The 23387-nt window shown below is 62.5% G+C and carries 24 protein-coding genes and 1 tRNA gene; 16 read left to right on the forward strand and 9 right to left on the reverse strand.

Annotation, left to right across the window (positions count from 1 at the left end; translation table 11 throughout):
- Window positions 1-152: 152 nt before the first annotated feature.
- Entirely contained in the window at window positions 153-917 is a 765-nt protein-coding gene (locus AB6M95_RS04435; protein ID WP_371385529.1) for a hypothetical protein, read from the forward strand.
- Between the two features lie 244 nt (window positions 918-1161).
- Window positions 1162-1728, forward strand: a complete 567-nt coding sequence (locus tag AB6M95_RS04440) for a hypothetical protein (RefSeq protein ID WP_371385530.1) — start codon at window positions 1162-1164, stop codon at window positions 1726-1728.
- Between the two features lie 23 nt (window positions 1729-1751).
- On the opposite strand, the gene AB6M95_RS04445 is transcribed toward AB6M95_RS04440, so the two are convergent.
- Window positions 1752-2738 carry a tyrosine-type recombinase/integrase gene (locus tag AB6M95_RS04445; protein WP_371385531.1) on the reverse strand — a complete coding sequence of 329 codons (987 nt, stop codon included), beginning with the start codon at window positions 2736-2738 and terminating at the stop codon, window positions 1752-1754.
- A 101-nt stretch (window positions 2739-2839) separates the two neighbouring features.
- Window positions 2840-2926: transfer RNA gene (locus AB6M95_RS04450), tRNA-Leu, on the reverse strand.
- 228 nt (window positions 2927-3154) lie between these two features.
- Here AB6M95_RS04450 and AB6M95_RS04455 point away from each other — a divergent pair.
- Window positions 3155-4453 (forward strand): APC family permease, encoded by a 1299-nt coding sequence (locus AB6M95_RS04455; RefSeq protein ID WP_371385532.1) that lies wholly within the window; start codon window positions 3155-3157, stop codon window positions 4451-4453.
- Here AB6M95_RS04455 and AB6M95_RS04460 read toward each other — a convergent pair.
- Entirely contained in the window at window positions 4437-6107 is a 1671-nt protein-coding gene (locus tag AB6M95_RS04460; RefSeq protein WP_371385533.1) for a YcaO-like family protein, read from the reverse strand. The genes AB6M95_RS04455 and AB6M95_RS04460 overlap by 17 nt on opposite strands.
- A 153-nt stretch (window positions 6108-6260) precedes the next feature.
- Here AB6M95_RS04460 and AB6M95_RS04465 point away from each other — a divergent pair, with 153 nt between their 5' ends.
- The gene (locus AB6M95_RS04465) at window positions 6261-6968 is read left to right on the forward strand and encodes a TVP38/TMEM64 family protein (RefSeq protein WP_371385534.1); all 708 of its coding nucleotides are present in this window, start codon (window positions 6261-6263) and stop codon (window positions 6966-6968) included.
- Between the two features lie 29 nt (window positions 6969-6997).
- Here the strand turns inward: AB6M95_RS04465 and AB6M95_RS04470 are convergent, their stop codons facing one another.
- The 3 genes from AB6M95_RS04470 to rdgC are packed head-to-tail and all read right to left on the reverse strand — an operon-like array spanning window position 6998 to window position 8714.
- On the reverse strand, window positions 6998-7552 hold the full coding sequence (locus AB6M95_RS04470; RefSeq protein WP_371385535.1) for a GDSL-type esterase/lipase family protein: 555 nt from the start codon (window positions 7550-7552) through the stop codon (window positions 6998-7000).
- Between the two features lie 16 nt (window positions 7553-7568).
- Window positions 7569-8090, reverse strand: a complete 522-nt coding sequence (locus AB6M95_RS04475; RefSeq protein ID WP_371385536.1) for a hypothetical protein — start codon at window positions 8088-8090, stop codon at window positions 7569-7571.
- 9 nt (window positions 8091-8099) lie between these two features.
- Window positions 8100-8714: a recombination-associated protein RdgC gene (rdgC, locus tag AB6M95_RS04480; protein WP_371385537.1), complete on the reverse strand. Its 615-nt coding sequence runs from the start codon at window positions 8712-8714 to the stop codon at window positions 8100-8102.
- Window positions 8715-8878: 164 nt separating this feature from the next.
- Here rdgC and AB6M95_RS04485 point away from each other — a divergent pair, with 164 nt between their 5' ends.
- On the forward strand, window positions 8879-9256 hold the full coding sequence (locus AB6M95_RS04485) for a hypothetical protein (protein ID WP_371385538.1): 378 nt from the start codon (window positions 8879-8881) through the stop codon (window positions 9254-9256).
- Here the strand turns inward: AB6M95_RS04485 and AB6M95_RS04490 are convergent.
- A complete protein-coding gene (locus tag AB6M95_RS04490) occupies window positions 9253-9822 on the reverse strand; it encodes a PilZ domain-containing protein (protein ID WP_371385539.1) in 570 nt (189 codons plus the stop codon). The genes AB6M95_RS04485 and AB6M95_RS04490 overlap by 4 nt on opposite strands.
- 244 nt (window positions 9823-10066) lie before the next feature.
- On the opposite strand from AB6M95_RS04490, the gene AB6M95_RS04495 reads away from it, so the two are divergent.
- Entirely contained in the window at window positions 10067-10210 is a 144-nt protein-coding gene (locus tag AB6M95_RS04495) for a hypothetical protein (RefSeq protein ID WP_207259676.1), read from the forward strand.
- Window positions 10211-10316: 106 nt separating this feature from the next.
- On the opposite strand, the gene rfbA is transcribed toward AB6M95_RS04495, so the two are convergent.
- Window positions 10317-11198, reverse strand: a complete 882-nt coding sequence (gene rfbA / locus AB6M95_RS04500) for a glucose-1-phosphate thymidylyltransferase RfbA (protein WP_371385540.1) — start codon at window positions 11196-11198, stop codon at window positions 10317-10319.
- 137 nt (window positions 11199-11335) lie between these two features.
- On the opposite strand from rfbA, the gene AB6M95_RS04505 reads away from it, so the two are divergent.
- From AB6M95_RS04505 to AB6M95_RS04525, 5 genes are all read left to right on the forward strand, one after another.
- The gene (locus tag AB6M95_RS04505; RefSeq protein ID WP_371385541.1) at window positions 11336-12067 is read left to right on the forward strand and encodes a DUF1614 domain-containing protein; all 732 of its coding nucleotides are present in this window, start codon (window positions 11336-11338) and stop codon (window positions 12065-12067) included.
- A gap of 17 nt (window positions 12068-12084) precedes the next feature.
- The gene (locus tag AB6M95_RS04510; protein ID WP_371385542.1) at window positions 12085-12873 is read left to right on the forward strand and encodes a MogA/MoaB family molybdenum cofactor biosynthesis protein; all 789 of its coding nucleotides are present in this window, start codon (window positions 12085-12087) and stop codon (window positions 12871-12873) included.
- A gap of 191 nt (window positions 12874-13064) precedes the next feature.
- Entirely contained in the window at window positions 13065-14336 is a 1272-nt protein-coding gene (locus AB6M95_RS04515; RefSeq protein ID WP_371385543.1) for a TolC family protein, read from the forward strand.
- 4 nt (window positions 14337-14340) lie between these two features.
- Complete coding sequence (locus AB6M95_RS04520) at window positions 14341-14547, forward strand: dual CXXC motif small (seleno)protein (protein WP_371385544.1); 207 nt, start codon at window positions 14341-14343, stop codon at window positions 14545-14547.
- Window positions 14548-14566: 19 nt separating this feature from the next.
- On the forward strand, window positions 14567-15490 hold the full coding sequence (locus tag AB6M95_RS04525; protein ID WP_371385545.1) for a lytic murein transglycosylase: 924 nt from the start codon (window positions 14567-14569) through the stop codon (window positions 15488-15490).
- A 6-nt stretch (window positions 15491-15496) separates the two neighbouring features.
- Here the strand turns inward: AB6M95_RS04525 and AB6M95_RS04530 are convergent, their stop codons facing one another.
- Window positions 15497-16606, reverse strand: a complete 1110-nt coding sequence (locus AB6M95_RS04530) for a glycosyltransferase family 4 protein (RefSeq protein ID WP_371385546.1) — start codon at window positions 16604-16606, stop codon at window positions 15497-15499.
- Window positions 16607-16678: 72 nt separating this feature from the next.
- Between AB6M95_RS04530 and AB6M95_RS04535 the strand changes: the two genes are divergently transcribed.
- The 5 genes from AB6M95_RS04535 to AB6M95_RS04555 all read left to right on the forward strand — a co-directional run bounded on the left by AB6M95_RS04535 (window position 16679) and on the right by AB6M95_RS04555 (window position 23278).
- Window positions 16679-17539, forward strand: a complete 861-nt coding sequence (locus AB6M95_RS04535; protein ID WP_371385547.1) for a glycosyltransferase family 2 protein — start codon at window positions 16679-16681, stop codon at window positions 17537-17539.
- A gap of 79 nt (window positions 17540-17618) precedes the next feature.
- Complete coding sequence (locus AB6M95_RS04540) at window positions 17619-20279, forward strand: tetratricopeptide repeat protein (RefSeq protein ID WP_371385548.1); 2661 nt, start codon at window positions 17619-17621, stop codon at window positions 20277-20279.
- Between the two features lie 82 nt (window positions 20280-20361).
- Window positions 20362-21108 carry a 2,3-diphosphoglycerate-dependent phosphoglycerate mutase gene (gene gpmA, locus AB6M95_RS04545; RefSeq protein WP_371385549.1) on the forward strand — a complete coding sequence of 249 codons (747 nt, stop codon included), beginning with the start codon at window positions 20362-20364 and terminating at the stop codon, window positions 21106-21108.
- 12 nt (window positions 21109-21120) lie between these two features.
- A complete protein-coding gene (gene mutY / locus AB6M95_RS04550; protein WP_371385550.1) occupies window positions 21121-22215 on the forward strand; it encodes an A/G-specific adenine glycosylase in 1095 nt (364 codons plus the stop codon).
- A gap of 109 nt (window positions 22216-22324) precedes the next feature.
- Window positions 22325-23278, forward strand: a complete 954-nt coding sequence (locus AB6M95_RS04555; RefSeq protein ID WP_371385551.1) for a VgrG-related protein — start codon at window positions 22325-22327, stop codon at window positions 23276-23278.
- Window positions 23279-23387: the final 109 nt, after the last annotated feature.

The following is a 23387-nucleotide window of genomic DNA, read 5'->3' on the forward strand; positions in this document are numbered from 1 at the left end:
CTAGGGCCGTTTTGCTCCCTAAGTGATTTGCATGCACTGCTTGAGGGCGTTTCAGTTGACTCTGGGGTCCGAGAAACGTCTCTATATAATTATCTACGAGGAGTGCATGATGCCCGGTGTTTTTGGGACCAAACATACCGGAATGACTTATAATGTTTGATGTCAGAACTTATTTGAGAAGGCGGGCTCTGCGAAAGCAAGAAGTTGACATTTATGCAGCTGCAAAGGCGTGGAGCTCGCCTCATCCTATCCACATTATTAAGTTCGACAAGCCGTACTTGTGGTACTCAGGGCTTTGCCCTGTATATAGTTCGGATAGACGGAATATTTACGTTAATACTGCTTCATATATTCATCGAAAGGCCACTCGGGAAAAAACTCTCGTTAGATATCCCGGTATGGATGCTGTTTATGAGTTTTCTCAATCATATATTAATTTCTCTCTAAAAAGAGAGAAGTATAGTCAGATTGCTGTGTATAATTATGCACACGAATGCGCACATAAATTTTTATCGATAAAATATGAATATTATAGTGACCATGAAGTGCAATTTGGAATAGTCATGGCTGTTCTTATTATGCGCTTGTGGCTAAGTCCAGAACCAGTATTCACAGTGTATAATTTCCAAGAAGAATTGCAAGCATGTCAAAGCTTTAAAAGGTGTGGAATTAAACCTACTCTCATGGCTTTAAGGCTTCTCGTCCTCGAAGCAGCAAATGAGATAAATTCAAATTATACAAATGTTCTCGAATGCTGCGAGCAGGCAATGCGTTACAGTCGTATTGTCCATTCAGAAAAACTTATCATCAAATGGGCTGGTCACTACAAAAGGCAGAAGCTAAAAAAACGTTTAAAACTGTTGGCTGAGTGTTCCCTGTGTGGTGTGCTGATTTTGTTGTTGTATATGCGTATGTAAGAGCTCTAATGAGAACGCTGTGGCAAGTTTATCTGTGAATGAAAATCGTAAATCGCGCCCGACTGCATCCGACATTCTGACTATGGCCGTCTCCAGCCCTCCTTCGTCGGGGGCGCCGAAAGAGCAATCTTGGGGCTGCCGCCCCCTGGTCCCCCGCTTTACCTGGATCACCCTGCTACTTGTTGGCTTGTTATGAATGTGTGATTGGGGTATCGGTTTATCAATTAATTCGTGGAGGGCTTAAATGGAAAGAATTGGGGAAACGAGATCTCGAATTTATGACTTTTTTCACGGCTCTGATGAATGTCAGGAGTATTTCTCTGATGGTGCTCATTCTGATGAATACGCTAGATATTACACATCAATGTATCTCCTTCAAGATTCGACTGAAGGTTTGCAGGCCCACATGGAAATAGGGTTCAATGAAAACCCTTTGTTGGCTTATATTGAAATGTGGGGAGTCATGCAGGCCATCATAATCCAGCAAGATTCTATCTCAACGCTACATAAAATTATTATTGGTTCAAAGATTGCGCCTGACGGAGACACAAAGTGGCAAGAAATTAGGGCATTAAGAAATCAGTGTGCTGGTCATCCGGGGAATCAGGGCCAGCGTTTCAGGTCTTTTTTCGGTAGAGGCAGTATTGCCTACACCAATTTACAGTATGAACGTAGGGATAGTAATACTTCAGAAATTGAGCACCCAGAAATAAACTACATAGAACTTATTCATGAGTATGCTGAGGAAGCAAATGCATATTTATGTGCCGTCGAGGAAGAAATGCTTAAGCGTTGGCCCAAGCTGGAATAATACGCGTTATTGATTATAATTGATCAAGGAGTCTCCGCTAAACTCTTAACCAAATCAACCGCCCTCAAATGGGTATATCTTGCCAACATTTGTAACGTCTTATGGCCGGTGATCATCTGAATCTGCATGATGTCTAAGTTGGTTTTTTCAAAGAGCCTGGACACCGCTTCGTGTCTGAGATCGTGAAACCGCAAGTCCTTGAGCTTTGCGCCAGCTCGGGCTTTCTTCATAGCCTGAGTGATTTCATCTGGCGCCAATCTGAACACCGATCCTTTTATGTCTCTTGGGAGCTCCTTCAGCACGTTTAACGCGGCCGGAGAGAGGGGCACTGTGCGTGCCGCTCCATTCTTCGTCTTGGGCAGGAATACGGTGCTTTCCTTGAGCTTAACATTTTCCCAGCGAAGGGCGGCTATCTCGCCGCGCCTCATGGCCGTTTCAAGGGCAAACTTGATGACAGGCCCGAAGTCTTCCGGCGCATGCTTGAGAAGCTTCTCTTCTTCTCCGTCCTGGAGCCGACGTTCTCGGCCTCTCGACACTTTGGGCTTCCTGGCCTTCTTGACGGGGTTGTCCAGGTATTCCATGCCCCAGTCTTTGCGGGCTGTCTCAAAGAGGCGAGAGAAGGTAGCCAGGTCGAGTCTGATCGTGTTGCCGGCGACTCCTTCGGCTTCGCGCTCCTTGATAAAGGCTGCAATGTCCATCCCTCGAACTTTGGCCAATGACATTTGGGCGATTTTTCGCTTTTGAAGGAACTTGGCCCGGTTGACCTCGCGCTGATGGTCAGCAAGGGAAGGGGCATATTCCTCGATGTAGCGATCAAGGGCCTCGTGGAGGCTCGTCCGTTCGGCTTCCTTTGTACAGAGGAAAGCTCCCTTGTCCATTTTGCTTTCGACATCACGAGCCCAGGTCTCGGCGTCTTCGCGTTTTTCAAAGGTGGCTGTTTGGAGGGGGTAGCCCTTACGCCTGATCCGGACATTCCACTGTTTGGTGCCGCGTTTGTTTATGCTCGCCATTTTTGATGCTCCTCTGGCTTCTAGTGGAACAAAAATGGAACATTAATTCAAGTGGAACAAAAGAAAAGGAGCTATGTTTACACATAACTCCTTGTAATTACTGGTACCCGGGGCGGGATTTGAACCCGCACGGAGCAAGCTCCAAGGGATTTTAAGTCCCTGGTGTCTACCAATTCCACCACCCGGGCTTGGGGTGTGTCTCAGTATCGTGCAATCCGGCGGGGAGTCAATGGTTTTGGCCGGTTGGCGGTGGAGCGGGTGGTGCAAAAATGCGCTCCGCTTTATTCTTCCGGTGGATTGGGCTATCCTGTCGGGAACCCGCCGGATTTTGGCGGGAGGGATGTCCGGACAAAACGGGCCGGGGCTCCGGCCGCAATTCGAATACAAGGCGGATCAAGGCATTGAACGATAATAAAATGGGTCTTTGGGGAGCCGTCTCCATCGGGGTGGGCGGCATGGTCGGGGGCGGCATCTTCGCCGTGCTGGGGTTGAGCGTGGAGCTGGCCAGGGGCGGCACGCCCGTGGCCTTTGCCGTGGCCGGAGTGGTGGCCCTGATCACGGCCGCGTCCTATGCGCGGCTGTCCGTGCGCTACGCCGGGCCGGGCGGCACCGTGGTCTTCCTGGACCGGGTCTTCGGCAACTCCATGCACGTGGGCGCGCTGAACGTGCTGCTGTGGTTCTCCTACGTGGTCATGCTCGCCCTCTACGCCCACGCCTTCGGCTCCTACGGCGCGGTCTTCTTCCCAAAGGGCGGCGGCTGGCTCGTGCTCCACGGGCTCATCACCGTGGCCATCGTCGTGCCCGCCGTGCTGAACCTGGCCAGCGCCAAGGTGGTGGGCAAGGCCGAGACCTATGTGGTGGTCATCAAGATCACTATCCTGCTGTTTTTCCTGGCCGTGGGCGTCAAGGGCGTGGAGCCCGCGCGGCTGGCCACGGACACCTGGGTGCCCATGCTTCCGCTGGTGGCCGGGGGCATGATCATCTTCGTGGCCTACGAGGGGTTCGAGCTCATCGCCAACACCGGGGCGGACATCCGCAAGCCCGACCGCAACCTGCCGCTGGCCTTCTACATTTCCGTGGGATTCGTGGTCCTGCTCTACGTGGCCATCGCCATCGTGGTGGTGGGCAACCTGTCGCTGGCCAGCATCGTCGACGCCCGCGACTACGCCCTGGCCGAGGCGGCCAAGCCGTTCCTGGGACAGACCGGGTTCACGCTCATCGCCGTGGCCGCGCTGCTGTCCACCTTCTCGGCCATCAACGCCACGCTCTACGGCGCGTCGAGGCTGTGCTACACCATCGCCAAGGAAGGGGAGCTGCCCGTCCAGCTGGAGCGGCAGATGTGGGGCGCGCCCGCCGAAGGGCTGGTGGTCACCACCGTGCTGGCCCTGATCCTGGCCAACGTGGCCGATCTCTCTGCAATCTCCACCCTGGGCAGCGCGGGATTCCTGTCCGTGTTCGCCGTGGTCAACGCGGCCAACTTCCGGGACGAGGAGAGCTGGGGCGCGGGCCGGGCCCTGTCCGCCCTGGGCGTGCTGGCCTGCTCGGCCGCCTTCGTCACCATGGTCTGGCAGAGCGTCGGCGACAATCCGTCCACGGCCTGGGTCCTGGCCGCGCTCTTCGGCGGGGCGGGCGTCCTGGAGGTGGTCTATCGGACCGTGGGCACCAAGGGGCCGCGCAAGCGCCGCCGTCAGGCCAAGGTCACGCGCACGCTCTGAGGTAGTTCCGGTACAGCCTCGGGCTGACCCGCGAATACTGGTCGAAGTCGGAGATCAGTTCCAGGCCGGGGACCATGGCCCGGACCACCGGGATGTTCAGGTCCCGCCGGGTCAGGTCCACGTAGGCGGGGCTGTAGCCGTTGGCCAGAAGCGTTTTTTCCAGCACCATCACGTCGCCCTCGGCGCTGCCCGTGGACAGGTCGGGCAGGTCCTCGAGCCTGCGCACGGGCAACCCTTCAGGGGCCGGGCCGCTCTTTGGGCCGGGGTAGGGGTAGGCTGTCTCGGTCATGGCCGAGACCAGGGCGGAGGGGCCGCTCAGGGAACAGCCGCCGCCCTTGTTCACGTCGCCGTGCCTGCCGAGCACCACGGACTTGTAGCACGGCACGCCCAGCTCGGTGGTCATGTCCATGAACCAGACGTCGATGCCGTCCTCGCGGTATCTTTCGAGCAGCCCGCTTATTTCGGGATCACCGCTCTCCACCCGGAAACATTTGTCCGGGGTGAAAAGCTGCGTCGCGTCCGAGTCCCGCTCGATGACCTCGGTCAGGGCGGCCGCCTTGGCCTCGAACAGGGTGTTGCCCGAGGCCAGGCCGGTGGAGCCCAGCGCGCTGAACAGGGACGGTTCGTCCAGGTTGCAGAACAGGAACACGAACTGGGCCGGGACCAGAATCGGCTCGCCGTCCGGGCCGTGGCCCTCCAGCCAGTGGAGCTTCTGGCCCGCGTAGGGCACCTCCAGGCGGATGTCCGCCGGGTTCAGCGCCGGGGCGTCCAGTTCGCCGTAGGCGGCATGGGGCAGCGGATAGTCGCGGGCGTAGCCGAGCACGCCCTTGGGGCCGAAGCTGGCATAGGAGGAAAATCGTTCGGCCAGCTCCATGGCGTAGGAGGCCTCGGCCCGCTCCATGGTCAGCCCGCGCCCGTAGCAGGTCTGCAATCCCCACAGGGAATTCGACAGGTTGCCGTTGACTGTGCGCGTCTTGACCGACCAGTGCCGCAACCGGGCGCAGGGCGAAAGGGAGGCCTTGTGCTCCATGGGCGGTCCCATGAAGGCGTCGGCCTTGCCCAGGGCGGGCAGGGCGGTCTCGATGGTCTCCTTGAGGGGCCTGCGGGGCAGGGGCGGGGGCAGTTCGCCGTCCAGTCCGGCGCGCACCTCGGCGGCGCTGACCGGCTCGGGCGCGGCCAGCTCCTCGTCGCGGAACAGCGGTTCGGGCGCGTCGGCCGGAGCGGGCAGGGGGGCCATGGTGAAGATGTTCCGGCCGAAGATGCGGGTCCATTCGCGGTGCAGGGGCTGGTCTTCGAGCAGGCTGGAGCGGATGTGGATGGCCGGGGTGTAGCCGAGGAAATCCCTGGGGTCCATGCCGTCGAACAGGGGCAGGAGCCGGTTCAGCCGCTGGTGGCAGATGCACGCCTCGTACATTATCACGGTGCCCACCGGGTCGGACTGGCCCTGGTCGCGCATGGCTTCCGTGATCATCTTCTCCAGCTTGCGCGGGCGAAATTCCTTGAACCCCTGGAGCACGAACTCGTGCATGTGGTCGTCGAAGGGGTGCTCGCGGAGATGGTCCATCATCTCGTTGTGGCTCAGGTTCACGTCCGGCAGGGCGGCGAACATGCCCACCCCGAAATCCGTATCCATCATCTGCAATTTGTAGCGCATTGTCGTCCTTTGGTTTCCCTCTTCAATTCCGCCTTCATTTTCCGCCGATAACCCCGTAAAAGGATGGGGGACCGGGACCCGGCGTTACGCTAGGGCATTCCTCGGCCGAGCACAAGACCCGGACCGGCCGTACCCGTCCGGAGGACGCGTCACATGGAACTACACGGGAAAAAATCGCCTCTGTCCTGGCCGATGATCATCAGGCTCGCGGTGGTCCTCGGGCTGCTCGGCCTGCTCTCCCTCGCCATGGAGCACTGGGGGGAGCGGTACATGTCCCGCGTCACCGACTTCGTGGCCGATCAGGGCAACCTCGCCCCGCTGGTCTTCATCGCGGTCAACGCGCTGATGTCCATGTTCCTGGTGCCCCAGGTGCTCTTCACCGTGGCGGCCGGGGCGCTCTTCGGCTGGAAACTCGGGGCGGCCTACGCCTCGGCGGGCATGACCATCGGGGCGACCATGGCCTTTCTCCTGGCCCGCTACGGCGTGCGCGAGCGGCTGCGCGCCCGGTTCGCCCACCATCCCGTGTACCGGCGCATGGTCTCCCTGAGCCGCGTCCATCCCCTGCACCTCATCTCCCTGAGCCGGATCATTCCGGTCCTGCCGTTTCCGGTGACCAGCTACCTGCTCGGCATCACCGAGGTCCGCTCCCTGCCGTACGCGCTGCTCACCTGGGCGTCCATGCTGCCCGAGACCGTTTTCCTGGCCTCGGGCGGGCATCTGCTCTCCTCGGGCGTGCGCGGCCATGTGCCGGTGGGCGCGGTCATCGCCCTGGCCGTGGCCGGTGTGGCCGTGGCCATCGTGGTCCATCGGATAAGGAAGAGGTTCCTCGAAGGCGAGGACGATGAAGGCGGGGGGCGATAAAAGGAACGGAGAAGGAGAGGGAACGCCGCCTATGGCGTGACCCCGCGCGCCAGGTCCGCCACCAGGGGGAGCAGGGCGCGGCCCATGGCCTCCACCCCGGCCGCGTTGGGGTGGAGCCCGTCCAGCAGGGTCAGGGATGGGTCGCCCTGGTACGGGGCGAGGAGGTCCGGGAACAGGGCCAGGCCGTACCTCCCGGCCAGGTCCGGGAATATCTTTTCGAAACGCGCCCGGTAGGTCCCGTCCGGGTTGAGCCCGGCATTGACGCCCGCCAGCAGGACCGGGATGTCCCGGTCGCGGAAGGCCTCGATCAGGGCGGACAGCCGCGCCGCCACCTCGTCCACCGGGTCGTCCAGGAAGCAGTCGTTGGCCCCGAAGGCCAGGATCACGCGGTCCGGCTTGGCGTCGAGAACCATATCCAGACGTTCCAGCCCGTCCTCGGACGTGTCGCCGGACACCCCGAAGTTGAGGCAGCGCGCGTCGATCTCCCGGTCCAGCAGGCCGCGATCGAGCACGGCGGGCAGGGCCTCGTCCGGAGTGAGGCCGTATCCTTCGGTCAGGCTGTCGCCGAAGCAGGCTATGCGCACCGGGCCGGACATCCCGCTAGCCGTTGATCCAGAGCTTCACCCGGGCGGATTCCTCGGCCCAGTCCTTGCTCAGGCGGAGGTTGAGGAACTGGGTGTAGACCACGTCGAACATCTCCAGACAGCGTTCCAGCAGGAACATCTTTTCCAGGAACTTGGCGTCCGGGTCGTCGCCCTCGTCGTCCTTGGTGCTGATCTTGGGAGTCTTCAGGCCGGACAGGCCGAAGTCCGTGGCGCTGACCGTGACCAGCCATTCGTCCTGGTCCATGGCGAACATCAGCTGGGCCTTGTGGACCTTCTTGCCGGTGCGCAGGCCGGTCTTGGCCTCGGACATTTCGCCTGCCGGGCTGGACACCGAGGCCGTGGCCTTGGTTTCGCCCTCGCCGCCCTGGACGGACAGCTTCTGCTCCATGTGCAGGGTGAAGGTCCGGTTGTCCTCGAGCTTGAAGAGCACGGCGTCCTGGTCGGTCTTGAACCACAGCCAGGTCAGGAAATCCTGGCCGAGCAGGGTGTTTTCGCGTTCTACGAGTGAAAGATCCATGGCGTGCTCCTAGACGAAGATGGTCGGGTCGAGGTTTTCCAGCCTGGGCGTGGCATCTTCGCCGAGGATGTCCATGGCCATGAAGAACGGGGTCAGCGGCTCCAGGTGGAGGTCGAAGGTCAAGGTGAAGTGATCTTCGAACAGTGCGCGGACCTTGGCGTTGGTGGTATCCAGGTAAATCCGGTTGGCCGAGGCGTTCCAGATCACGTCGAAGACCGCCGGGATGGGCAGGGTACGGGCGCGCAGCCGGAGGGTGACCTGCTCCTTGATCTCGCGCTTGCGGTCGCGGGACACGAAATTCTTGCCCTGCTCCTTGTTGTGCTCGAGTTCCTTGTTGGTCGCGATGGTGTTGTGCTTCTTGAGCACGGAGGGCGGGATACGCCGGGTGTCCAGGCGCAGGGAGAAGGCGAAGTAGTCGGCCTTTTCCGGCGGGGACACGACCCAGTTCATGTCCAGCATGTCGTCGATGTTGGTCCAGCCGAAAGAGCGCTCGTCGGCCGTGCCGTCGATGTCGACCATGCAGAATTGCTTCAGTTTTTCAGGCACCTGTTGAAGCAGTTCCGTGGGGACCTCTTCGATGATGCGGTATCGTGTCAGCCCGAGGCTGGCGGAGAGTAAGCTCAATTCGAGTCTCCTTGGATGTTCGTGTTCCGGGACCCAATGAGGTAAAACCTCTTGGCCTCCGTGTAAAGCGGATTTACCGGCCGAACCTGGGCTCTCCGGTACGGCACGCCCTTGTTCTCAAGCAGTTTCGCGGCTATGCTCCGATAAAAAAACAGGAGATATCCATGTCCAGCAACGCCTTGTCGGAATTGATAACCTATCTGGAACACATAAGCGCCGACGTGAAGCGCATCGAGGCCGAAGGGGAGATCGCCCTGGCCGAAGGGGGGCAGAAGGCCTTCCAGGCCTGCCTGGAGAAAAAGGCCAAGCTTCTGGCCGGGCTGGCCGAGAACGCTTGGGTCATTGTGGAACGGCTGCCTGAAGATGCGGCGGACGGCGTGGCCGGGCGGCTGGAGCAGTTTTCCATGAGCGCGAGCACGGCCCTGCGCCTGGGCTCGGTCTTTTTCATGACCGCGCTGCTCTATCCCGAGGACCACAAGCCGGGCGATCCCAACGACCTGGACGCATATATAGAGGAATTGCGTAAACGGGACGGAAATTAGGGCTGGGGTTTTCCCTTCCTGGAGGCGTTCCTGCGGGCGGCCAGCTGCTTTTCGCCCTCCAGGACGATGCGGCTGATCGCGTCTTCCTGCTTGCGGTCCAGCTCCGTGAAGGCGCAGCCGACCACGCCCTGCTCGTGGCGCATGACCTTGCACGGCACGCCCTCGATCTCTCGCCCGCCGTTGATGAGCAGGTCCATCCTGATCTTCACGCCGCACTTGAGCCGGGGCTTCAGGAAGCGGAAGCCCAGGCCCGAGGCGCTGATGTCGCTCACCGGGAAGGTCTTGCCCAGCCGGGGGATGAACACGGCCAGTCCGTCCACGGTGACCCGAAACGCCTTGCGTTTGGTGATCCGTCCGTCCTTGATGGTGATGCTGAAGCCGAGCGACCCCTCGTCCACGGGAGCGGCGTGGAATCCCTTGTCCCGGTCCTGCGAGCCGGACGGCTTCGCGGCCGGGGCGGGGTCCTTTCCGGGCCGGGCGGCCGTTGCGGGCGCCTTGCCCACGGCGGGGGAGCCGTCCTTGCCGGACCTGGAGAAGATCTTGCCGAGAGAGTCCAGAATGCCCATTGCTTGCCGTGTGTTGAAGGGTTTGCCGCGCTTGAGGGCAATACTAGGGCAAAGCCGGGCCCGTGACAAGAGAGGCGGGCGGTCCGCCGCAGGGGAATATTCCGGCAAAGGCCGGTCCCGGCAGGCCGCCCGGACCCCTTGGAGGAATCGGGCAAATGGCGAAATGGGGTTGACAACAAGCCGGTTTGAGGGGCAATAAGATACATCTTTTCAAGCTAAAAAAGGGTGATCGAGGAGGAATAACATGATTGGCGAACTGCTTCACGGTATGGCTCAGAGCTCGGGCCCCGGCTTTGTCGGCGTGTCCCTGATTTTCATCTACCTGGCCTGGATTCTCACCATCGGTATCATCCGCGTGCGCGAGGCCATGCACAGCGACCATCACTAGAGCATAAAACGCGGTCCCAAGACTGCGTTTTTCTTCTTTATGGCGAAGCCGCTTCCCGATGTCGGGGGAAGCGGCTTCGTTGTTTCTCGGGTCTGCGAACGCCGGACTAGAAGATGCCGGGTTCCTCCTTGGCCACCTCCAGGAGGTATTGGCCGTAGTCGTTGTTGCTCATCTCCGCAGCCAGGAACATGAGCTGGTCGCGGCCGATGAACCTCCTGCGGTAGGCGATCTCCTCGGGACTGGAAATGACGTATCCCTGCCGGGCCTGGACCGCACGCACGAAACCGGCCGCCCCGTGCAGGGACTCGTGGGTGCCCATGTCGAGCCAGGCGTACCCCCGGCCCAGGGTCTGGACCTCCAGGTCGCCGCGCTCGAGGTAGAGCTTGTTGATGTCCGTGATCTCGAGCTCGCCGCGCGCCGACGGCTTGAGGGACTTGGCCATGTCGATGACGTCGTTGTCGTAGAAGTACAGGCCGGTGACCGCGTACTTGGACTTGGGTTTGGCCGGTTTCTCCTCGATGGACAGCGCCTTGAAATTCCGGTCGAACTCCACCACACCGTAGCGTTCCGGGTCCTTGACGAGATAGGCGAAGACCATGCCGCCCTTTTCCAGGCGGCCCGCCGACTGCAGGATGGAGCCCAGGCCGTGGCCGTGGAAAATGTTGTCCCCGAGCACCAGGCAGACGTTGTCGTTGCCAATGAAGTCCTCGCCGATGATGAAGGCCTGGGCCAGTCCCTCGGGCCGGGGCTGTTCCCGGTAGGTCAGCCTCAGGCCGAGCTGGGAGCCGTCGCCGAGCAACTTTCTGAAGTTCGGCAGGTCGTGCGGGGTGGAGATGATCAGGATGTCCCGGATGTCCGCCAGCATCAATGTGGACAGCGGGTAGTAGATCATCGGCTTGTCGTAGACGGGCAGCAGTTGCTTGCTGACCACCCTGGTCAGGGGATGGAGCCGGGTGCCGGAACCTCCCGCGAGGATGACGCCTTTCATGTATGCCTCTGAGTGCTTTGATTTACTTCGATTTCAAGTTAGGATACACCCCAACTTCATGGACATTGCCTTACTATAGGGCCGGGATAAAAGCAAAAGCAACCGGTCCGGGCGGGTCCTTACCAAAGGTGTGACCAATGAACCCCTATTTTCAATATTCCGGCGGCATGATCCCCGCGCTGCTCCTGCTGGTGGCGCTCTTCTTCCTGTTCATATTCCTGCCGGTGTCCCTGGTGGCCGACGCCTTCTCCAAGCTGGGGCTGACCCCGGCCCAGGGCGTGCTCATGCTCATCGCCATCCTGCTCGGCCGGATGATCAACATTCCGGTGCACACCAGCGAGCGCCTGGTGGTGGTCACCAGGCCCCGGACCGTGAGCTTCGGCATGGACGAGGGCGGCCGCCCGGTGCGCATTGAGGAGGAGGCCGAGAGCGAGCTCAAGAAGCAGGTCTTCGCCATCAACGTGGGCGGCTTCCTCATGCCCCTGCTCCTGAGCATCACCTTCGTCCTCCGCCAGCACATGGTCTTTCAGACGGGCGGGGTCTACCCCTGGATCGGTTTCGTCATGATCATGGTCGCGGGCGGGTGCTACGCCATGTCCAAGCCCGACCCGTTCACCGGCATGCGCATCCCGCTGGTCCTGCCCGCCGTGATCACCTTCCTGTGCGTCTTTTTCTTCGTGCCCCAGGAGTTTCGCCCCGTGGCCGCCTACGTGGCCGGGACCATGGGGGCCGTGCTCGGCGGCAACATCATCCCGCTCCTGGTGCCGCGCTTCCGCAACCGGGTGGGCACGCAGATGGTCTCCATCGGCGGCCCCGGCACCTTCGGCGGCGTGTTCGTGGCGGGCATCCTGTCGGTCTTGCTGGCCTGATAACCAAGGGAGGAACCATGTCCTGCAAAAGCCTGCGTCTCAGCCTGGCGGCCCCGGTGAAGAAGGGCGGCCTCACGTATCTCTGCTCCGGCGGCGACCTGCCCCCGGCGACCGCGACCATGGACACGGTCCGGCCCGGCCTGCGCGCGGGCGACCGGCTGGCCGGGGAGGGCGGCGCATTCCTGGTCCGCTCGGCGGCCTGGCTGCCCGAGGGGACGTCCGCCTCGTCGCGCCCTCTGTACCTGCTCGAAGCCCTGGGTGACATGACCCCCGGCGACGCGCCCTTCGAGGTCGTGCGCACCGGCTACGCCCTGGCCTGGATCACCCTGAGCGACAAGGGGGCGCGGGGCGAGCGCGTGGACGAGTCCGGCCCGCTGGTGGGCAAGCTGGTGGGCGAGGCCCTCGAACTCAACTACGTGCAGGGGTTCGTCATTCCGGACGAGACCGGCCAGCTCAAGGGGCTTCTTGCCGATCTGGCCCTGAACCAGGGGTTCGATCTCATCCTGACCACGGGCGGCACGGGCGTGGCCCCCAGGGACGTCTCCCCGGAAGCGACCCTGGCCGTCATCGAGAAACGGCTGCCCGGCTACGAGCGGGCCATGACCGCGGCCAGCCTGGCCAAGACCCCGCACGGGGCCATCTCGCGGGCCGTGGCCGGGACGCTGGGCAATGCGCTCATCGTCAACATGCCCGGCAGCCCCAAGGCCGTGGCCGAGTGTCTGGAGCCGCTGCTGCCGACCTTTCGGCACACCCTGGAGAAGCTTCAGGGCGATCCGTCGGACTGCGCCGCTTTGCGTGACGGTTGACGTTTTGTCTTGCGACCTCTAGGAAAAGTCGTTAAATAGTTGGATTGATGATTGTTGATAGTTCAACTTAACGTGAAATTTCAGGCAGGAATCCCAATATGAACCGCAAACGGTTTTTGTTTCTGGCATTGATCCTCTCGGCACTTCTGACGTCGGCCGGAGTCGCTTTCGCACAGGATGCCGACCCGGCCATGGACAAGGGTGCGACCGAGGAGGATATCTCCGGCCCGTTCGATCTGGAGCGGTGCGTGCAGCGGGCTCTCGAGTACAACCCGAACATGCAGGCCATCCGTGCGCAGCTGCGTGGCGCCCAGCACGGCCAGCGGTCCGCGCTCGGCAAGTTCGGGCCGACCCTGAGCGGTACCTACGGATACACCCATTACAATCGTGATTACCAATACAGCGGTAAGGAAAGCGACTGGGTCGCCTCCCTGAACCTGACCCAGCCGATCTTCCAGGGCTTCAACCTCCTGGCCAACTGGCAGAAGGCCAAGCTGAACCGGGAATCCACCGAGGCCTCGCTGACCAACGTGGAACTGACCCTGATCGAGTCCGTCCAGTCCAACTTTCTCTCCCTGCTCAAGGCGCGCATGGACGTGAAGAGCGCCGAGGACTCCGTGGCCCGCCTGGAATCCCAGCTCAAGGTGACCAGCGCCTTCTACGAAGTCGGCCTGCGGCCCAAGGCCGAGGTCCTGGACGCCGAGGTTGATCTGGCCACGTCCAAGCAGGAGCTTCTCAAGGCGCGCAACAACGTCTCCACCCAGGAGGCCCAGCTCAACACCCTGTTGAACATCCCCCTGGAAGCCCCGATCAAGTACGTGGGCGAACTGAAATATATCCCTTTCGGCCTGACCCTGAAGGACTGCCTGACCCGGGCCTACGACCATAGGCCCGACCTGATCATCGGCATGAAGAGCGTGGAGATGGCCCAGAAGGACGTGACCATGGCCGAGAGCAGCTTCTATCCCTCGGTCAACGGCCATTGGGACTACGTCACCCGTGGTGACGACGCCGCGGTCAACGGCAGCGGCTATACGTCCGAGCGCTCCGGCGAATACTGGACCGCCGGCGTGGACGCCTCCATGGACATCTTCCAGTGGGGCTCCGACTACTACGAATCCAAGCAGTACGCAGAGACCGTCAAGCAGATGGAAGCCGACCTGGAGAACACCCGGCTCAACGCGGGCTTCGAGGTCAAGAGCTCCATCCTGAACCTGCAGGAAGCGGCCGACCGCATCACCGTGGCCCAGAAGTCCGTGGTCGCGGCCGAAGAGGCCTACCGCATGGCCGTGGCCCGCTACCAGGCCCAGGTGGGCACCAACACCGACGTGCTCAACGCCCAGGAGCGGCTGAGCATGGCCGAGGCCCAGCTGTCGCAGGCTCTGGCCGACTACGGAACCGCCGTGTCCAAGCTCTACGTGGCCATGGGCGAGAAGAATCTCGGCCTCAAGGCGGTCAAGTAGCATCGTGTTTTCCGGTCGCAAACGCACCTGGCAAGCCAGGGGAATGGAGTGCGAGCAGTGCGGTCAGGACCTGACCGCCTACCGGGGATGCCGCGAGGTCACGCTGAAGTGTCCATCCTGCGGCAAGGTCTATGATCTCAGGGAGTTCTCATCCAGAATGGACGACGACTTCGAGGAGGAAATGGGTTTTGTCCCCATGGACCGAATTTGACGCAAAGCCCAAAAGGCGCATGAAACGCGCGGCCATCGAAACAACGTTGGCCGCCGTTTTCATTTGTTGTCTGGGCCTGACCGCCCTGGCCGGGGCGCCCGTGTCCGGGAATCTGTGGGACCCGCTGGTGGACCGACTGGCCGCCGACGGCTTCGAGCGGCGCAAGGTCGCCTACCTCTTCTCCAGCCCGGACCTCGAGTTCCAGCCCGAGATCATGGCCCGCAAGATGAACGTCCTGCTCAACACCCGGCTGACCGCCAGGGAGCCGGGGCCGCCGCCCGAGCCGCAGGTCATGGAGCGCTACCTCAACCCGCTGCTCATCGCCGGGGCCTACGCCTTCTACCGAGAGCACAGGGCGGATCTGACCGTGATCCACGAGAAATTCGGCGTGCCGGGCGACGTCCTGACCGCGCTCATGCTCCTGGAATCGCGCCTGGGCATGACCGTGGGCGATTACAACGCCTTCACCATCCTGGCCTCCATGGCCCTGGCCGGGGATTTCGAACTCATCCGCGACCGCATCGAGCGCCGGGACGTTCCCCGCGAGACGCTGGACTGGCTGGTCAGGCGGACCAGGGAGAAGGGCGACTGGGCCTACGACGAGCTCAAGGCGCTCATCCGCTATGCCCGGGCCAACGGACAGGACCCGCTGACCATCCGCAGCTCCGTGTACGGGGCCATCGGCTTGTGTCAGTTCATGCCCACCAGCGCCGAGCACTTCGGCCGCGACGGGTCGGGCGACGGGCGCGTGGACCTCTTCGAGACACGGGACGCCCTGTACTCCATGGCCAACTTCGTGGCCGAGCACGGCTGGAAGGACTCCATGACCGACGAGCAGAAGCTCAAGGTCATCTACCGCTACAACCACTCCGAGAGCTACGCCCTGACCGTACTGGCCGTGGCCGACAGGATCGCCAAGACGAGGGAGCTGTTCGGCGGCTAAAAGGGATCAGTCGCCGTCCACGAGGCTCTGGTAGAGATTCAGGCTCCGCTTGAGGAATTCGTCCAGGGTAAGCTGCGACATGGTCCGCTTCTGGGCGGCCAGCACCTGTTCGCGCAGGGCGGGATCTTCGGCCACCGCGCCGATGGCCTTGGCCAGCCCGTCCACGTCCTCGGGATCGACCAGCACGGCGGGGTCCACCAGGTCGGGCATGACGCCCACGTTGGTGGATACCAGCGGCCGGTCGGCGGCCATGATCTCCAGGGCCGAGCGGGCGATGGCCTCGGACCACAGGGAGGCGACCACGCCGATGTCCAGCGCGCTGACGCAGGCGGCCACGTCGTCGCGCCTGCCGCTGATGCGGGTGATGTCCTCGATCCCGGCGTCCGTGATGTGGGCCTCGATCTGGGAGCTGGTCATGGCCGTGTCGAAGCCGATGAGGAAGAGACGGATGTTGTCCATGCCGCGCTTTTTCAGGGCGGCCACGGCCTCGATGGTCTCCTTGTGCCCCTTGACCCGATCGAAGCGGCCGAGCAGGCCGACTACCAGGTCGTCCGGGCCGAAGCCGAATTCCTCGCGGACCCGTTCGCGCCCGGCCTGGTCGAAGTGGAACTTCGTGGTGTCCACGCCGCCGTGGATGAGCCACAGCCCGTGGCCGGGCGTGCGCATCCTGTGCAGGAAATAGTCGGCCATGCGCCGGTTGGTGACGACCACCGCGTCGGCCACGCCCGCGTGGAGCCAGCGGTTGACCGCGTCCGAGCGCGGCGGGCGCTGGTCGCCCCGGGTGCGCACCAGCCGGTAGTGGAAGCCGAGGAGCTTGAGCAGCCCCCACAGGAAAAAGCCTTCCCCCCGGTGGCAGTTGACGATATCCGGACGATGCGTCCGCAGCAGTTGTATGATATGCCTTGCGGCGGCGGCGAAGCGAACGGGATTGGTGGTGTTCAGGTCCACCGACACGATGTTCAGCCCGGCCTCCCTGGCCACGGCCTCGGCCTGTGTCCCGGCCTGGGTCAGGACCAGGACCTCGTGGCCCGCGTCGGTCAGGAGTTTGCTCAGGGTGATGGCGTACCACGCCGTCGCGTTGAACCAGCGGACATTGATGACTTGAAATATTCTCATAAATTGCGCCTGGGTGGACTGTTGGATACACAACATGACAGTTCGCGACGGCGAAGGCAAGGGCTCACGTACATGAAAAACAGTCTGGTCTCCATCATCCTGCCCACCTACAACCGGGCGGAGTACCTCGGCAGGGCGCTCGAATCCGTCCTGGCCCAGACCTACGGCAACTGGGAGTGCCGGATCATCGACGACGGCTCCACGGACGCCACCGAGGCGGTCCTGGCCCGGTTCGACGACCCGCGCATCCATTGCCGCCGCCAGGAGAACCAGGGCGTGTCCGGGGCGCGCAACACCGGCATCGCCGAGTGCCGGGGCGAGGTCGTGGCCCTGCTCGATTCCGACGACGAGTGGCTGCCCGGCAAGCTCGAGACGCAGCTCGCCTACATGGCCGAGCACGGCTTCGAGATCTGCCAGACCGAGGAGATCTGGTACCGGGGGGGCAAGCGGGTCAACCAGCCCGCTCGGTACGCCAAGCCGGAAGGGTGGTTCTTCGAGGCCGCGCTGGAGATGTGCTTGATCAGCCCGTCGTGCACCATGTTCACCCGCGCGGCCTGGGAGGTCATGGGCCCCTTCGACACGGCCATGCCGTCCTGCGAGGACTACGACATGTGGCTGCGCGCCTGCCTGAACTTTCCGGTGGGGCTGGTCCGCGAAGCCCTGACCCTGAAGCACGGCGGCAGGCCGGACCAGTTGTCCGTGTGCGTGCCGTGCGCCGATCTGCACCGCATCCGCGCCCTGGTAAAAATTCTGCAAAGCCGAAAACTTGACGAAAAGCAGCAGGAACTGGCCCTGGACTCCCTGCGGCGGAAGGTTGAAATTTACATGCAAGGGTGCGAAAAAAGAGGCAAAAAGGATGAGGCGGACCGTGTTTGGAACCTGTTTTGCATGGTCCGCGAAGGGAAAGAAATTCCCCTGAATACGTTGAGTTAGCGCATGCGGGGCGGCGACAGGCCGTGGAGCGTGCTTTTCCCATTGTGAACGACGCCGCAAAGAGGCGTGAGGTGGACCCGTGCCGACCATAGCCAAGCTCCTGGATACCCTTCCCGTCATCAACCAGTCCCGGCTGGTGGCCTCCGGTTTCGGCATCTGGGTGGCCTGGAAGGGCGACCTGCACGGCGCAGTAGCCAACACCCTTCAGGAATACGGCGCTCTGTGCATGGCCAAGGACAGCGACCAGGCCCTGTGGTACAGCAACACCGTGGAGGTTTTCCGGGCCATCGCCCGGCTCCAGGTCTGGGCCAGGGTCAACCCCATGCCGGTGTTCTGCCAGATCATGCCCCTGACCTTCCTGGTGGGCTACGATCTCGAATACTCCGCGTCCCTGTCCGTGGAGCTGGACCGCCAGAGCGTGACCCCGTCCGGGGATTTCGAGGTGGTCGTTCACCCCAAGCTCAAGGAGCAGGTGCAGTCCGTGGCCGGGCTGACCACCGAGGCGGCCGGCCGCGTGGAGGGGCTGGCCAACGTGGAGTGGCTGCGTCTGGTCGCCGACCAGGGGCTCGATTACGAGTCCACGCTGCGCTGGTTCTTCCTGCTCAAGCCGCTGGGGCGCATGTCCGACAAGGAGAGCATCCTGGGCTGGCGCGATTTTTCCACCGACGTCATCGAGCTGTTGCAGCGGCTCGGGCTCAAGTACATCTCCGACGTCAGGGAGGGGGCGCTCTTCCTGCCCCTGGACAACTTCCGGCTGCTCAAGAGTTTCACCACCGAGATGATGAACCTCATCCGGCACAACAAGGAGGCCCCGGACAAGAAGTACTGGCCGGTGGTCATGGCCGCCGTGCCCCAGGGGACCCTGCACTTCACTGCGGACCTGCCCCGCAAGGTCGGGCTGGACTGGAACCGGCTCACCCCGGATTATCCCCACGTGCGCTTCATGGACGGATTCCTGCTCTCGCCCTGGTTCCGCATGAACGAGACCCGCTACGGCGCGGGAGCGGTCAACCTGGACTCCTGGTGCACCCTGTCCCTCAAGGACGGCGACGAGGGCGCGGGCTACGGGACCTTGCAGGTGGCTCTGCCCAACGCCCTGGTGGCCTCGGACGGGGACCATGAATGCTTCTACTGCGGGCTCAAGAATCACAAGGCGTCCGAGTGCCCGAGCAAGCGGATCGCCACCCCGCAGCCCCAGGTCTGGCGGCTGCTGGCCAAGGCTGACATCAACGAATTTTCCGACGGCTTCTCGGGCCTCGATAAGGACGTCTCCAAGGACGATTTCGTCGCCTCCATCCTTCGGGTCATGGAGTCGAAGAACGACCTGGAGAGCCTGCTGGCCAGGTCGGTCTTCGAGATCAATTCCCCGGTCCAGCTGCGCACCCTGAAGCTCGTCTGGCGCAGCCGGGGCAAGGAGTGGGAGGACGGCTTCAAGCAGCTCGCTCCCCAGGAGGGCGACTTCATATGGGAGGCCATGGAAAACCTCGAAAAGGGGGACATGGAGGAGGCCGAGAGGCAGCTCAAGGAGGCCCAGGCCAAGTACCCGAGGAGCTACCAGCCCCAGTCCCTGTGGGGCTACTGGTACATGGAGCACGGCGACCTGAACCAGGCCATGTTCCACTGGCAGGAGGCCGAGCGCATGAGCTACACCACCATGCAGCAGGGGTGCATGGCATTCCTGCAGGCGCGGCTCATGGAGGTGGAGGGCAACTACAAGGACGCCATCAACACCTACAAGCGGGTCAATTCCCTGTCGCCCACCTGGTTGCAGCCCGTCTACCGACAGGCGGTCTGCATGGTCAAAATGGGCTTCACCGGCCAGGCCATGGACACCCTGTTCGACCTGGTGGCCCGCGACCCGAACGTCTTCAACCGCATCCTCGTGGACCCGGAGCTCGACCGGGGCAGGGTGCAGCTCTTGAGCGCCATGTGGGAGAAGTGGCACGATGCCGAGACCTCGGTGGAGACCACCCGCAAGCAGGTGGAGGACCTGACCGACGACATTTCCAAGCGGTTCGCCGAGACCCACCCCTATTTCGAGACGGCCAACGAAGAACTGGACCGGCTGCGCAACTTCAGCCGGACCAACAACTACGTGGCCTATCACCAGCTGATCAAGGGCGCGGAAAAGTTCCAGGCCGCGCTCGACGACGAGGTCCGGCGGGAAATCAAGCGGATCAACTCCAACATCGAATACCTTGCCGAACGGGTGCGCGACATCCAGCGCGAGGCCGCCTGGTTCCCGTTCCCCAAGCTGCTCCTGGAGTTCAACCGGGAATTCAACTTCTGCGTGGACAAGATCAACTGGATCCGCACCCAGCGCCTGCACGACGCGGACAACTTCCGCAAGTCGCTGCGTTTCGTGGAGGAGATCGAGGAGCACATCGACAGCCTCCAGGGCCGCCTGGTCACCCTGCGCATCATCCGCGATTCCACCTTGTTCATCCTCATGCTCGGGCGCAACTTCATCTGGCTCGAGCTCCTCGGGCTGGGCTCCCTGCTCGTCGCCGTGCCCGCGCTCATCTATTTCACCCAGGGCATCGAGGGCAACATGATCCTCGACACCATCAAGGACCCGAGCCAGCGTTGGGAAATCTCCAAGGGGCTGATCATCATTCTGAGCATACTGTGCGTGGCCATGGCCGCCATCAAGAGCGCGGTCACCTTCGACAAGCGCAAGCGCGAGCTGTTCACCCAGATCGACGAGGAAAAACGCAAGTCCGCGCCCAAACGGTACTGATCTTCACACGCCGTCCCTTCCCAAGAATCCCGTTCTCGGGTTATGCTCCTGTTTCATGAACCGAACACGAAGGGGAGCCATCATGCATAAATTGGTATTGATCCGACACGGACAGAGCGAGTGGAATCTGGAAAACCGGTTTACCGGCTGGACCGACGTGGACCTGACAAGCCAGGGCGTCAGCGAGGCCGTGGACGGCGCGCGGCTGCTCAGGGAGGGGGGATTCACCTTCGACGTGGTCCACACCTCCGTGCTCAAGCGGGCCATCCGCACCCTGTGGCTGGTCCAGGATGAACTGGACCTCATGTGGCTGCCGGTCTTCAAGACCTGGCGGCTCAACGAGCGCCACTACGGCGCGCTCCAGGGGCTGAACAAGGCCGAGACCGCCAAGAAGTACGGCGACGACCAGGTCTTTGTCTGGCGGCGCAGCTTCGACACCCCGCCGCCCGAGCTTGAGGCGGACGACGAGCGTTTTCCGGGCAACGACCCGCGCTACGCGGACCTCGCGCCCGAAGATCTGCCGCGCTGTGAGAGCCTCAAGATGACCATCGACCGGACCATGCCCTATTGGTTCGACGCCATCGCCCCTCAGGTGCGCGCCGGACGGAAGGTCCTCATCGTAGCCCACGGCAACTCCCTGCGCGGGCTGGTCAAGTTCCTGGACAACATGTCCGACGAAGCCATCACCAAACTGAACATCCCCACGGGCCTGCCCCTGGTCTATGAACTGAACGACGACCTGACCCCCATCCGCCACTACTACCTGGGCGATCAGGAGGCTGCGGCCAAGGCCGCCGAGGCGGTTGCCAACCAGGCCAAGGGGGGGTAAACAACAGCGGTCATGGACCAGACCGGATTCACGCGCAAGCTGCTTCAATGGTACGACGCCGAGCACAGGGACCTGCCCTGGCGGCACGAGCCCAGCCCCTACCGGGTCTGGGTCTCCGAGATCATGGCCCAGCAGACGCAGATGGACCGGGTGGTGGAGTACTACAAGCGCTGGATGGATCGTTTCCCGGACGTCCGCTCCCTGGCCGAGGCCCATGAGGAAGAGGTCCTGAACCTCTGGGAAGGGCTCGGCTACTACACCCGCGCGCGCAACCTGCACCGCGCCGCCGTCCTGATCGAAGAGCATTTCAAGGGCGAGTTTCCCCCCGACTTCGCGGATATTCGCTCCCTGCCCGGCGTGGGCGACTACACGGCCGGGGCCGTGGCCTCCATCGCCTTCGGGCGGAACGAGCCCGCCGTGGACGCCAATGTTCTGCGGGTCTTCGCCCGGCTGCTCGACATGGACCTCCCGGTCCGGGACAGGGCGGGGCGCAACATGGTCGAGGACGCGGTCCGACGGCTCATTCCCGACGACCGGCCCGGCGACTTCAACCAGGCGGTCATGGAGTTCGGCGCCCTGATCTGCCGCAAGAATCCGCGCTGCGAGGCGTGCCCGGTGCGCGAGTTCTGCCGGGCCTGCGAAATGGGCACGGTCCCACTCCGGCCGGTCCTGCCCGCGTCCAAGGAAGTCATCCGCATCGACATGGCCACCGGGTTTCTGGTTCACCAGGGAAGGGTGCTCATCCAGAAGCGCAAGCCCGGCGACGTCTGGCCCGGCCTGTGGGAGTTCCCCGGCGGGTGCATCGAGCCGGGCGAGACCCCGGAACAGGCCCTCCGGCGCGAATACCTGGAAGAGGTGGAACTGGCCGTGGAACCGGTGGAGAAGATCACCGTGGTCCGCTACAGCTACACCCGCTACCGGGTGACCATGGACTGCTTCCTGTGCCGGTACGACGGCGAGCCCGCCGAGCCGATCTTCCACGAGGCGGTCAAGGGCGGTTTCGTGAAGCCCGCCGAACTCTCTGATTACGCCCTGCCTTCAGGCCACCGCAAGCTGGTGGACCGGATGCTCGCCGACATGCGTTTCGCCCACCTGTTCAAATCCTGATCCACAATGAATCCGACATGCTGTGTCCATAGGCACAGCCTTTGCTTCTCTCCTTGCGCACCCCCCTCTCGGGGTCAATGTTTTGACGTTTTCAGCGCAGGAGCAGCATATGTCCATTGGCAAGATCGGCGGTTTCGAGGCCCTGAACCCAACGCAAGGCGCGTCGGTTGCCCGCGATGGCAAGCAACTGGCCAGCCGGACCGCCTTCGACAACCAGATGCGCATGACCCAGGCCCTTTTCGGCGACGGGGCCGACAAGTCCGGCGAAGAGGGCGGCGGGTCCTTCGACGTCTCCATCATCAACGACTCTCAGATGCTCGAGGCGTTGTCCGCCCTTTCTCGCATCATGCGCGACGAGGCCGGGCTCAAGACCTCGTCCGTCCAGCCCTCGGCGCCCGCCCGATCCGCAGCCGACGTCAACGCGCACATCCCGGGCCAGTTGGCCGCTCAATTCGAGTCGGGCGAGGCGGGCACGGCCGCCATCGGCTTCGACCGCGTGGGCGGGACCTCCTACGGCACGTACCAGATCGCCTCCAAGCCCGGCACCATGGACGAGTTCCTGGCCTATCTTGACGAAACCCGGCCCGAATGGGCCGACCGGCTGCGCGACGCAGGCCCTGCCAATACCGGCTCCAAACAGGGCGGCATGCCCTCGGTCTGGCGGGCCATCGCCGCCGAGGACCCGGCCGGGTTCGACCAGGTCCAGCACGATTTCATCTCCCGCCAGACCTATGACCCGGCCCGGAGCATGATCCTCGATCGCACCGGCCTGGACTTCAACAATGCGCCGCCCGCGCTCCAGGAGGTCCTCTGGTCCACCTCGGTCCAGCACGGCCCGACCGGCGCGGCCAATATCTTCAACAAGGTCATCGACCGGTTCCTGCACAAGGGGCAAAACGATGACTTCAACGCCCAACTCATCAAGGGCGTGTACGAATCCCGCAAAAACCAGTTCGGCTCGTCCACCGCCCGCGTCCAGAAAAGCGTGGCCCACCGCATGGACTCCGAAAAACAACTCGCCTTGAACATGCTCCAAAAGATGTCCGTCAACCGCATGGTTTAAGATTGCCTCCGGCGGCCAGGGGGCGCAAGTCCACCTGGACCTATGCCTATGACGACGGCGGACGCCTGACCGAGGCGAAGCTGGACGGGCGGCTGATCTGCCAGTGCTG

It is taken from the genome of Pseudodesulfovibrio karagichevae (assembly GCF_041414475.1).
GTDB classification, from domain to species: Bacteria; Desulfobacterota; Desulfovibrionia; order Desulfovibrionales; family Desulfovibrionaceae; genus Pseudodesulfovibrio; species Pseudodesulfovibrio karagichevae.